The 11,295-nt window shown below is 68.1% G+C and carries 10 protein-coding genes; 9 read left to right on the top strand and 1 reads right to left on the bottom strand.

Translation table 11 applies throughout. The features are described 5' to 3' along the window. Positions 1-218 precede the first annotated feature (218 nt). Positions 219-911 (top strand): SDR family NAD(P)-dependent oxidoreductase, encoded by a 693-nt coding sequence (locus B1790_RS33945; protein WP_079927647.1) that lies wholly within the window; start codon positions 219-221, stop codon positions 909-911. Positions 912-969: 58 nt separating this feature from the next. Then, positions 970-1,287 (top strand): SDR family NAD(P)-dependent oxidoreductase, encoded by a 318-nt coding sequence (locus B1790_RS33940; protein ID WP_158083923.1) that lies wholly within the window; start codon positions 970-972, stop codon positions 1,285-1,287. A 1-nt stretch (position 1,288) separates the two neighbouring features. On the opposite strand, the gene B1790_RS33935 is transcribed toward B1790_RS33940, so the two are convergent. Further along, on the bottom strand, positions 1,289-2,497 hold the full coding sequence (locus tag B1790_RS33935; protein WP_079927645.1) for a serine hydrolase: 1,209 nt from the start codon (positions 2,495-2,497) through the stop codon (positions 1,289-1,291). 116 nt (positions 2,498-2,613) lie between these two features. On the opposite strand from B1790_RS33935, the gene pyrR reads away from it, so the two are divergent. From pyrR to pyrF, 7 genes are read left to right on the top strand one after another with little or no spacing between them, the layout of a single operon-like run. After that, a complete protein-coding gene (pyrR, locus tag B1790_RS33930; protein WP_079927644.1) occupies positions 2,614-3,189 on the top strand; it encodes a bifunctional pyr operon transcriptional regulator/uracil phosphoribosyltransferase PyrR in 576 nt (191 codons plus the stop codon). Continuing rightward, positions 3,186-4,142: an aspartate carbamoyltransferase catalytic subunit gene (locus B1790_RS33925; protein WP_079927643.1), complete on the top strand. Its 957-nt coding sequence runs from the start codon at positions 3,186-3,188 to the stop codon at positions 4,140-4,142. The genes pyrR and B1790_RS33925 overlap by 4 nt, the downstream gene beginning before the upstream one ends. Further along, on the top strand, positions 4,139-5,431 hold the full coding sequence (locus B1790_RS33920; protein WP_079927642.1) for a dihydroorotase: 1,293 nt from the start codon (positions 4,139-4,141) through the stop codon (positions 5,429-5,431). The genes B1790_RS33925 and B1790_RS33920 overlap by 4 nt, the downstream gene beginning before the upstream one ends. After that, the gene (locus B1790_RS33915; RefSeq protein WP_079927641.1) at positions 5,428-5,928 is read left to right on the top strand and encodes a transporter; all 501 of its coding nucleotides are present in this window, start codon (positions 5,428-5,430) and stop codon (positions 5,926-5,928) included. Before B1790_RS33920 ends, B1790_RS33915 begins: the two co-directional genes overlap by 4 nt. After that, a complete protein-coding gene (gene carA, locus B1790_RS33910) occupies positions 5,925-7,055 on the top strand; it encodes a glutamine-hydrolyzing carbamoyl-phosphate synthase small subunit (RefSeq protein WP_079927640.1) in 1,131 nt (376 codons plus the stop codon). The genes B1790_RS33915 and carA overlap by 4 nt, the downstream gene beginning before the upstream one ends. Then, positions 7,056-10,406, top strand: coding sequence for a carbamoyl-phosphate synthase large subunit (gene carB, locus B1790_RS33905; protein ID WP_079927639.1), 3,351 nt, complete (start codon positions 7,056-7,058; stop codon positions 10,404-10,406). Next, positions 10,403-11,218: an orotidine-5'-phosphate decarboxylase gene (gene pyrF, locus B1790_RS33900; RefSeq protein WP_079927638.1), complete on the top strand. Its 816-nt coding sequence runs from the start codon at positions 10,403-10,405 to the stop codon at positions 11,216-11,218. The genes carB and pyrF overlap by 4 nt, the downstream gene beginning before the upstream one ends. Positions 11,219-11,295: the final 77 nt, after the last annotated feature.

Genomic DNA, 11,295 nt, shown 5'->3' with positions numbered 1-11,295 from the left:
GAACATGCATTCGAATTTACTCCCGGCGGCCGAAGGCGACGCCAAAATTCTCGCCGTAGACCCCAATCTGGGGATGAATCCCCAACTGTGCATGAGCGTGGTGCCAAGGCCTGAAAATGTCAGTGCCACCTGCTAAGTCGATGTCGACGTGGTGATCGAGCGGTGCGGATGACGCCGGCAATGGAATGAAACCGCGGCTGTCAGTTGCTGACATCAACATGACCGACCACGAACACCCCACTGCCCTCATCGTCGGAGCGTCGAAGGGTCTCGGGCTCGCCATGGTGGCCGAGTTCCTGCGGCGTGACTGGCGGGTGATCGCCACCGTTCGCGGGGAGAGCCGGACCGGGCTACATGACGTCGACGGGCACGGCCGCCTCGAGGTCGAGATCCTCGACATTACGGTGCCCGAACAGATCGCCGCGCTGCGCGACCGGTTGGCCGGCCGGCACCTCGACCTGCTGTTCGTCAACGCCGGGATCGCCCACGACAATCTTCCCGTTGCCGAGGTGAGCACCGACAGCTTCGTCGAGGTCATGGTCACCAACGCCCTCAGCCCGCTGCGCGTCGTCGAGACCCTCGAGGACCTGGTACCCGAGTCGGGCACGATCGGCGTCATGTCGTCGCGGCAAGGCAGCATCTCGCAGAACACCCGGGGCGGGCACGAGGTGTATCGCGCCAGCAAATCCGCCCTCAACCAGCTGTTCCGCAGCTACGCGGCTCGGCACGTCGACGATCCGCGCACGCTTCTGCTGATCAATCCCGGCCACGTGCGGACCGAGCTGGGCGGCGACGGCGCCACGCTGACCGTGGATGACAGCATTCCCGGCGTCGTCGACGCCATCGTCGCCCACGCTGGTGAGGGTGGCCTGCAGTTCCTCGACTATCAGAACGCCGTCGTGCCGTGGTGACCCCGAGGTTCTGAGGCTTCGCCTAGCCAACCCACATCGGGCACCAAGGCGGCAGGCGTTGACTGACGTCATGATCCGCGAAAGAGATTCGCTCGCAAGCACTGTCGTCATCGTGTTGGACGGCGGCACCGACGCCGGCCGTCGGTTGGCCCGGCGCGAATTGGCCGACGGACGCCGCGTTGCCGTGGTGGCCCGACATGTCTGCGACGCCGTCGAGGTGCTGCACGGTCACTCCGCCGACCGGGTGATGGTCATCGCCGCCGACGTCGACGACCCACGTCAGTGGAGCGGTGTCACCGCACGCGTGACCGCGAAGTTCGGCCGGATCGACACCGTCGTCCGCGCCGAGGGCGCGACGCTGCGCGCGTCGGCCTGAGTTAGGACTCCAACGCCTGGTAGGTGCGGCGGACGAACCTCGGCTGAGCAGCCTGCAGCTTCGCCAGCGACGTGTTGCCCGCCACCGCGGCGGCGGCGGCCTCTGAACTCAGATCGGGCAGGTTCTGGATCAGGTACAGCATGATCAGGTCCGCCGACGGGTCGGCCTGCCACCACGTGCCATACGCACCGGGCCAACTGAACGTGCCGAGCCCGCCAGGGCCGTACAGCTGCCGCGACTGCGCGGCGTCGGTGACCACCGACAGATTCAGCCCGAAGCCGCGACCACGCCAAAAGGGCATCCCGAGAAAGGGATACGACTTCTGCTGGTCGGTCAGCCGATCGGAGCGCATCGACCGCACCGACTCCTCCGACAGCACCCGGACGCCGTCCACGACGCCGCCGCCGAGCAGCATGCGGGCGAAGGCGAGGTAGTCGTCGGCCGTGGACCAGAGCCCGGCGCCACCGGTGCAGAACGTCGGCAGCGTCACCGGCGCCGGCCCCATCACGTCATCGCGCAGAGTGCCCGTGTCGTCGAGCTGATACATGGTGGCCGCGCGCCGGCGGCCTTCGAGGCTGACCTTGAAGCCGGTGTCGGACATGCCAAGTGGGCCCAGAACCCGGTCCTCCAGCACGTCGGCCAGCGGCTTGCCTGCGATCCGCGACAAGGCGATCCCCAGCACGTCGGTGGAATGGCTGTAGGTCAGGCGCTCGCCGGGCTGGTGGGCCAGCGGCAGCTTCGCAAGCTCGGCCAGCCATCGGTCCTGATCTTGGCGGAACATCAGCTTGCCGTAAGCGCGGGACAGTGGCGGCCCCACCGAGAACGCGTAGGCCAACCCGCTGCGGTGCGTCATCAGATCGTCGAACGTGATCGGTCGCTGCAGCGGAACCGTCGCCTCGAGCGGGCCCGCCGGGTTGGTCATCACCCGCACGTCGGCCAGCTCCGGAAGCCACGGCGCCACCGGGTCGGTCAACGCAAACGTCCGCTCCTCGACCATCGACATGGCCGCGGCCACCGTCACCGGCTTGCTCATCGACGCGATCCGGAAGATGGTGTCGCGCTGCATCGGCAACCCGGCGTGGACGTCGCGGTGGCCGAGTTCGTTGACCTGCAGGACCTTGCCCGCCTGCCACACCATCGTGACCGCACCCGCCAACAGGCCTGCGTCGACTGCCTCGCGGATGGATGCCTGATTGCCGTCGAGATTCACCTGGCCAGCCTAGCCAGCCGGGCTGAGGGCTCCCGTCGGGTGTTAAGCTGCCGCGGAAGTTCGACGTCCTTTAACGATCCGTCCCGAGAGGCGGAGAAGGAGGTCCTGGGTCAGTCATGGTTTCTGCCAGCCCCGACCGGGAATTGATGTCCGCCGCGGACGTGAGCCGGACCGTTTCGCGCATTGCGCACCAAATCATCGAAAAGACCGCGCTCGACGGCGCCGACGCGCCTCGCGTGATCCTCCTCGGCATTCCGACGCGCGGTGTCACGCTGGCGTCCCGCCTCGCCGAGAAGATCCACGAGTTCTCCGGCGTCACGGTGCCGCGCGGCGCGCTCGACATCACCCTCTACCGCGACGACCTCGCCGGCAAGCCGCCGCGGCCGCTGGAGGACACGTCGATCCCCGATGGGGGAATCGACGGCGCTCTCGTCATCCTCGTCGACGACGTGCTCTACACGGGACGCTCGATCCGCGCCGCCTTGGACGCACTCCGCGACGTCGGGAGGCCGAGGGCGGTTCAGTTGGCGGTGCTCGTCGACCGCGGTCACCGCGAGTTGCCGCTACGCGCCGACTACGCGGGCAAGAACGTGCCAACGTCGCGAAGCGAGAACGTGAAGGTGCGTCTCGCCGAGAACGACGGGGGAGTCGACGGGGTCTCGATCGCACCACACGGAGGGCCTGCCCGATGAAGCACCTGCTCTCGGCGGCCGACCTGAGCCGCGACCAGGCGACCGCGATCCTCGACGACGCCGACCGGTTCAGCAAGGCGCTGCTCGGCCGTGAGGTCAAGAAGCTGCCGACGCTGCGCGGGCGCACCGTGATCACGATGTTCTACGAGAACTCGACGCGAACCCGGGTGTCGTTCGAGGTTGCAGGCAAGTGGATGAGCGCCGACGTCATCAACGTCAGCTCATCGGGATCGTCGGTGGCCAAGGGTGAGTCGTTGCGTGACACCGCGCTGACGCTGCGCGCTGCGGGCGCCGACGCGCTCATCATCAGACACCCGGCTTCCGGTGCGGCCCAACGGCTTGCGGAGTGGACGGCCGAGCCCGAGGACTCTGGGCCGTCGATCATCAACGCCGGTGACGGTACACACGAACACCCCACGCAGGCACTGCTGGACGCGTTGACGATTCGTCAGCGACTGGGTTCGGTCGAGGGCAAGCGCGTCGTGATCGTCGGCGACGTGCTCCACAGTCGGGTCGCGCGGTCGAACGTGCGACTGCTGGCGACCCTCGGCGCCGAGGTGGTTCTCGTCGCACCGCCGACGTTGCTGCCGACGGGTGTCTCGACGTGGCCCGTGACGGTCTCGCACGACTTGGACGCCGAGCTGCCTGCCGCCGATGCGGTACTCATGCTGCGCGTCCAGGCGGAGCGGATGAAGGGCGGCTTCTTCCCGTCGGCGAGGGAGTACTCGGTGCTCTACGGACTGTCCGAGAAGCGGTCCGCACGGCTGCCCGAGCACGCGGTCGTTCTGCATCCCGGACCGATGCTGCGGGGGATGGAGATCGCGTCGTCGGTCGCCGACTCCTCGCAATCAGCGGTGCTGCAACAGGTTTCCAATGGAGTCCACGTTCGGATGGCTGTGCTGTTCCATCTGCTCGTCGGCGCAGGTTCTGAACCGGAAGGGGTGAATTCATGACGATCCTCTTGCGGTCGGTCCTTCTCTACGGCGAGGGCGACCCAGTCGACGTGCTGGTCGACGACGGTCAGATCGCCGCGATCGGCCAGGGGCTGAACGCGCCAGAGGGTGCCGACGTGGTCGAGTGCGACGGCAAGATCCTGCTGCCCGGCTTCGTCGACCTGCACACCCATCTCCGCGAGCCGGGGCGCGAGTACGCCGAGGACATCGAAACCGGTTCGGCCGCAGCCGCTCTCGGTGGCTTCACGGCGGTCTTCGCGATGGCCAACACCGACCCCGTGGCCGACAGCGCCGTCGTCACCGACCACGTGTGGCACCGCGGCCAGGAGGTCGGCCTGGTCGACGTGCATCCGGTCGGAGCGGTCACCGTCGGCCTGAAGGGCACGCAACTCACCGAGATGGGCCTGATGGCCGCCGGTGTCGGCAAGGTCCGGATGTTCTCCGACGACGGTCTCTGCGTGGACGACCCCCTGGTGATGCGGCGGGCGCTGGAGTACGCCAGCGGCATCGGCGTACTCATTGCCCAGCACGCCGAAGAGCCGCGGCTGACGGTCGACGCCGTCGCCCACGAGGGGCCAAACGCGGCCCGGCTCGGGTTGACCGGCTGGCCACGTTCGGCCGAGGAGTCGATCGTCGCGCGTGACGCCATCCTGGCCAGGGACGCCGGAGCCCGCGTGCACATCTGCCACGCCTCCACCGCCGGCACGGTCGAGTTGGTGAGATGGGCCAAGGAGCAAGGCATTTCGATCACCGCCGAGGTGACGCCGCACCATCTGCTGCTCGACGACGCGCTGCTCGAGTCCTACGACGGCCGCAACCGGGTCACGCCGCCGCTGCGCGAGGCCAGTGACGCGGTGGCGCTGCGCCAGGCGCTGGCCGATGGCGTCATCGACTGCGTGGCAACCGACCACGCACCACATGCCGAACACGAGAAGATGTGCGAGTTCGCCGTCGCCCGACCCGGAATGCTTGGGCTGCAAACCGCGCTTTCGGTCGTCGTCGAGACCATGGTGCGGTCGGGTCTGATGACGTGGCGGGACGTCGCGCGCGTGATGAGTGAGGCGCCGGCAGCCATCGTCGGACTGCCGGACCAGGGCAGGCCGCTTGAGGTGGGCGAGCCCGCCAACCTGGTGGTCGTCGACCCCGAAGCGACGTGGACGGTGACCGGCGCCGAGCTGGCCAGCCGGTCGGACAACACGCCGTTCGAAGCGATGGAACTGCCCGCCACGGTGACGCTGACGATGTTGCGCGGCAAGGTCACCGCGCGGGACGGGCAGAGTCCCGCATGAACACCCCGACGCTGATCGCGTTGCTGATCATCGCCGCGCTGCTGGCCGTGTTCATCGCGCTCGCCATCCGGCAGATGCTCCGCGGGTGGTTGCATCGTGCCCAGCGGCAGGTCGAGCTGATCGGGGCGCTGCCGCCCCTGCCCGACACCGTGGGGTCGGCGATCATCCCGGCCACCAAGGGGCTCTACGTCGGCAGCACGATCGCGCCTAGCTGGCAGGACCGGATCGCCGTCGGCGACCTGGGTTTCCGCAGCAAGGCGGTCCTGACCCGCTATCCCGAGGGAATCATGTTGCAGCGCAGCGGCACCGGACCGATCTGGATTCCCGAGGAATCGATTACCGCGATCCGCACCGAGCGGGGAATCGCGGGCAAGGCATTGACGCACGACGGCATCCTCGCGATCCGCTGGAGGCTGCCGTCGGGCACCGAGATCGACACCGGGTTCCGCGGCGACGACCGCCGCGAACTCGCGAATTGGACTGGAGGGGTCGAATGACGGTGAAGAACAAGGCCGTATTGGTTCTCGACGACGGAAGGGTGTTCGTCGGCACCACGTTCGGCGCGGTCGGGCAGACCTTGGGCGAGGCGGTGTTCTCCACCGGAATGTCCGGTTACCAGGAGACTCTCACCGACCCGAGCTATCACGGGCAGATCGTCGTCGCCACGGCACCACAGATTGGCAACACCGGCTGGAACGGTGAGGACGGCGAGAGCCGCGGCGACAAGATTTGGGTCGCCGGCTACGCCGTGCGAGACCCCTCGCCGCGGTCCTCGAACTGGCGCGCCACCGGAACGCTCGACGACGAACTGATCCGTCAGGGCGTCGTCGGGATCGCCGGAATCGACACCCGCGCCGTCGTCCGCCACCTGCGCACGGCGGGATCGATGAAGGCGGGCGTCTTCTCCGGGGACGCGCTGGCCGACACCGAAGAACTGCTGGCCAGGGTGCGCAGCCAACCGTCGATGCTCGGCGCGGATCTCGCCGGCGAGGTCAGCACCGATTCGACCTACGTGGTGGATTCGGTTGGGGAACAACGCTTCACGGTCGCCGCACTCGACCTCGGCATCAAGACCAACACGCCGCGCAACTTCGCCCAGCGCGGCATCACGACCCACGTCGTCCCGTCGAGCACCACGTTCGACGACCTCGCCGCACTCCGGCCTGACGGGGTGTTCCTGTCCAACGGACCCGGCGACCCGGCGACCGCCGACCACGTGGTCGAGGTGACGCGCCAGGTGATCGAGGCCGGGATTCCGCTGTTCGGCATCTGCTTCGGCAACCAGATCCTCGGCCGCGCGCTTGGCCGCTCGACGTACAAGATGGCCTTCGGCCACCGCGGGATCAACGTCCCCGTGATCGACCACGTCACGGGCCGGGTCGCCATTACCGCACAAAACCACGGGTTCGCGCTCGAAGGCGAGGCCGGCGAGGAGTTCGACACTCAGTTCGGCCGCGCCATCGTCAGCCATACCTGCGCCAACGACGGAGTCGTCGAGGGCATCAAACTCATTGACGGAAGGGCGTTCTCGGTGCAATACCACCCCGAGTCGGCGGCAGGACCGCACGATGCCGAGTACCTGTTCGACCAATTCGTCGAGATGATGGCAGGGGAGGGTCGCTAAATGCCGCGTCGCCCAGATCTCAACCACGTCCTCGTCATCGGTTCCGGACCGATCGTTATCGGACAAGCCTGCGAATTCGACTACTCCGGCACCCAGGCGTGCCGCGTGCTGCGGGCCGAGGGGCTGCAGGTCAGCCTGGTCAACTCGAACCCGGCCACGATCATGACCGACCCCGAGTACGCCGACAACACCTACGTCGAGCCCATCACCGCGGCCTTCGTCGAGAAGATCTTCGCCCAGCAGGCCGAGCGCGGCAACAAGATCGACGCGGTTCTGGCGACGTTGGGCGGCCAGACCGCGCTGAACACCGCCGTCGCCCTGTGGGAGGGCGGTGTCCTCGAGAAGTACGGCGTCGAGATGATCGGCGCGGACTTCGAGGCCATCCAGCGCGGCGAGGACCGGCAGAAGTTCAAGGACATCGTCGCCAAGGTCGGCGGCGAGTCGGCGAAGTCGCGGGTGTGCTTCACCATGGACGAGGTCCGCGAGACGGTCGCCGAACTCGGGTTGCCCGTGGTGGTGCGGCCGTCGTTCACGATGGGTGGCCTCGGCTCCGGCATGGCCTACAGCGCCGAGGACGTCGACCGGATGGCCGGTGACGGGCTGGCCGCCTCGCCGAGCGCCAACGTGCTGATCGAGGAATCCATCTTCGGGTGGAAGGAATACGAACTCGAACTGATGCGGGACCACCGCGACAACGTGGTGGTCGTCTGCTCGATCGAGAACTTCGACCCGATGGGCGTCCACACCGGTGACTCGGTGACCGTGGCGCCGGCGATGACGCTGACCGACCGCGAGTACCAGAAGATGCGCGACCTCGGCATCGCGATCCTGCGCGAGGTCGGCGTCGACACCGGCGGCTGCAACATCCAGTTCGCCGTCGACCCCACCGACGGGCGGCTCGTCGTCATCGAGATGAATCCCCGCGTCTCCCGGTCTAGCGCACTGGCGTCGAAGGCCACCGGCTTCCCGATCGCCAAGATCGCCGCGAAGCTGGCCATCGGCTACACCCTCGACGAGATCGTCAACGACATCACCAAGGAGACGCCGGCGTGCTTCGAGCCGACGCTCGACTACGTCGTCGTCAAGGCCCCTCGGTTCGCCTTCGAGAAGTTCCCCGGCGCCGACCCGACCCTGACGACGACCATGAAGTCGGTTGGTGAGGCAATGTCGTTGGGCCGCAACTTCATCGAGGCGCTCGGCAAGGTGATGCGGTCACTGGAGACCCCGGGCCGTGGGGGATTCTGGACCGGAACCGACCCCGAACTCTCGGTCGAGGAGCTGCTGACGCGGCTCAGGACGCCCACCGACGGCCGCCTGTACGACATCGAACAGGCGCTGCGGCAGGGGGCATCGGTCGAGGAGGTCGCGAAGGCCTCCGGCGTCGACCCGTGGTTCGTCGACCAGATCGCCGGACTGGTTGGCCTCTCGGCTGAGCTGCGTGCCGCGCCCGTCCTCGACGAGGAGCTGCTGCGCACCGCCAAGCACAACGGTCTTTCGGACCGTCAGATCGCGGCTCTTCGGCCCGAACTGGCCGGCGAGGACGGCGTGCGTACGCTGCGGCGGCGACTGGGAGTTCATCCCGTCTACAAGACGGTGGACACCTGCGCGGCGGAGTTCGAGGCCAGGACGCCGTATCACTACAGCAGCTACGAGATCGATCCGGCGGCCGAGACGGAGGTGGCGCCGCAGGTCGACAAGCCCAAGGTGCTGATCCTCGGCTCGGGGCCCAACCGGATCGGCCAAGGCATCGAGTTCGACTACAGCTGCGTGCACGCGGCGACCACGCTCAGCGAGGTCGGCTTCGAGACCGTCATGGTGAACTGCAACCCCGAGACGGTGTCGACCGACTACGACACCGCCGACAGGTTGTACTTCGAGCCGTTGACGTTCGAGGACGTGCTCGAGGTCTACCACGCCGAATCCGCTTCTGGGGAGGGCGGTCCCGGCGTCGTCGGGGTCATCGTCCAACTGGGTGGGCAGACGCCGCTGGGCCTTGCGCAGCGGCTCGCCGACGCGGGCGTGCCGATCGTCGGCACCAGCCCGAAGGCGATCGACCTCGCCGAGGATCGCGGCGAGTTCGGTGAGGTGCTGAAGAACGCGGGGCTGCCCGCACCGCGGTTCGGCATGGCGACCAGCTTCGAGCAGGCGCGACGGATCGCCGCCGACATCGGCTATCCCGTTTTGGTACGTCCGTCCTACGTTCTCGGTGGTCGCGGCATGGAGATCGTCTACGACGACGAGACGCTGCGGGGGTACATCACTCGCGCCACGCAACTCTCGCCCGAGCACCCCGTCATGGTCGACCGCTTCCTCGAAGACGCCATCGAGATCGACGTCGACGCGCTGTGCGACGGCGCCGAGGTGTACATCGGTGGCGTGATGGAGCACATCGAGGAAGCGGGCATCCACTCCGGCGACTCGGCATGCGCGCTACCGCCGGTCACCCTCGGCAAGCAGGACATCGCGGCCGTCCGGCATGCGACGGAGGCGATCGCACACGGCATCGGCGTCGTCGGTCTGCTGAACGTGCAGTACGCGCTCAAGGACGACGTGCTCTACGTGCTGGAGGCCAACCCGCGGGCCAGTCGCACCGTCCCGTTCGTCTCCAAGGCCACGGCGGTGCCGCTGGCCAAGGCGTGCGCGCGAATCATGTTGGGCGCCAACATTGCGCAGCTGCGCGAGGAGGGCATGCTTGCGGCGGCCGGTGACGGTGCCGACGTTGCTCCCAATGCGCCGATCGCGGTCAAGGAGGCGGTGCTGCCGTTCAACCGGTTCCGCAAGGCCGACGGCTCGCAGGTGGATTCGTTGCTGGGGCCGGAGATGAAGTCGACGGGCGAGGTCATGGGCATCGACCGGGACTTCGGCACGGCCTTCGCGAAGAGCCAGACCGCGGCCTACGGTTCGCTGCCAGCGGCGGGCACGGTCTTCGTCTCGGTGGCCAATCGCGACAAGCGGTCGCTGGTGTTCCCCGTCAAGAGGTTGGCCGATCTCGGGTTCCGGGTGCTGGCCACCGAGGGTACGGCGGAGATGTTGCGCCGCAACGGCATTCCATGTGACACGGTGCGCAAGCACTTCGAGGCGCCGAGCCCAGACCGGCCGGCGACGTCAGCCGTCGAGGCCATCAGGGCCGGCGAGGTCGACATGGTGATCAACACGCCGTACGGAAACTCCGGCCCCCGCGTCGACGGTTACGAGATCCGGTCGGCCGCCGTGGCCATGAACATTCCGTGTGTGACGACGGTTCAGGGCGCATCGGCGGCGGTGCAGGGCATCGAGGCAGGCATCCGCGGAGACATCGGCGTGATGTCGTTGCAGGAGTTGCACAGTCAGCTGGGTGGATCTGCGAAGTGACCGGCTTCGGGGCCAGGCTGGCCTCGGCCATGGCGGACCGCGGCCCGCTGTGTCTGGGTATCGATCCGCATCCGGAGTTGCTGCAGGCCTGGGGTCTGCCGGTGGACGTCGAGGGCCTCACGGCGTTCTGCGACGTGTGCGTCCGGGCCTATGAGGGCTTCGCCATCGTCAAGCCGCAGGTGGCGTTCTTCGAGAGCTACGGAGCCGCGGGTTATTCGGTGCTGGAGACGGTGATCGCCGAGCTTCGCGACGCCGGCGTCCTGGTACTCGCCGACGCCAAGCGGGGTGACATCGGTTCGACGATGGCGGCCTATGCCGCGGCGTGGGCGGGGGACTCGCCGCTGGCGTGCGACGCCGTCACGGCCTCGCCCTATCTGGGATTCGAGTCCCTGCGACCGCTGTTGGACGTCGCCGCAAGTCACGACCGCGGCGTGTTCGTGCTCGCGGCGACGTCCAACCCCGAGGGGGCAAGCGTGCAGCGCGCCGTGGTCGACGGTCGCACGGTCGCCCAGTCGATCGTCGACGACGTGAGCGCCGAGAACCGCGGAACGGGTCAGGGCTCCGTCGGCGTCGTGGTGGGCGCCACCTTGGCCGAAGTCCCGGATCTCGCCGAACTTGGGGGACCGGTGCTCCTGCCCGGGGTTGGCGCCCAGGGTGGCCGACCCGACGCGCTGCGTGGCCTCGGCGGGGCCGCGGCGGGGACGCTGCTGCCCGCGGTGTCGCGGGAGGTGCTGCGGGCCGGCCCCGGCGTCGGCGCCGTGCGGGCGGCGGCGGAGCGCATGCGGGACGCCGTCGCCCACCTGGCCGGTTGACCGGTTACCGGCCTACAGCGGAATCCAGACGGGACCGAACCAGAACCCCCAGCCCGCACCGTTGCCGGCCGGCAACG

It is taken from the genome of Mycobacterium sp. AT1 (assembly GCF_002043095.1).
Lineage (GTDB): Bacteria > Actinomycetota > Actinomycetes > Mycobacteriales > Mycobacteriaceae > Mycobacterium.
The sequence above is the reverse complement of the archived record's forward strand: the minus strand, read 5'-3'. Positions and strand labels throughout refer to the sequence as shown.

Coding starts and splice junctions, on each gene's coding strand:
- B1790_RS33915 (WP_079927641.1), top strand. CDS start 5,428: ATGAACACCCCGACGCTGATCGCGTTGCTGATCATCGCCGCGCTGCTG.
- carB (WP_079927639.1), top strand. CDS start 7,056: ATGCCGCGTCGCCCAGATCTCAACCACGTCCTCGTCATCGGTTCCGGA.
- B1790_RS33925 (WP_079927643.1), top strand. CDS start 3,186: ATGAAGCACCTGCTCTCGGCGGCCGACCTGAGCCGCGACCAGGCGACC.
- B1790_RS33920 (WP_079927642.1), top strand. CDS start 4,139: ATGACGATCCTCTTGCGGTCGGTCCTTCTCTACGGCGAGGGCGACCCA.
- pyrR (WP_079927644.1), top strand. CDS start 2,614: ATGGTTTCTGCCAGCCCCGACCGGGAATTGATGTCCGCCGCGGACGTG.
- B1790_RS33945 (WP_079927647.1), top strand. CDS start 219: ATGACCGACCACGAACACCCCACTGCCCTCATCGTCGGAGCGTCGAAG.
- carA (WP_079927640.1), top strand. CDS start 5,925: ATGACGGTGAAGAACAAGGCCGTATTGGTTCTCGACGACGGAAGGGTG.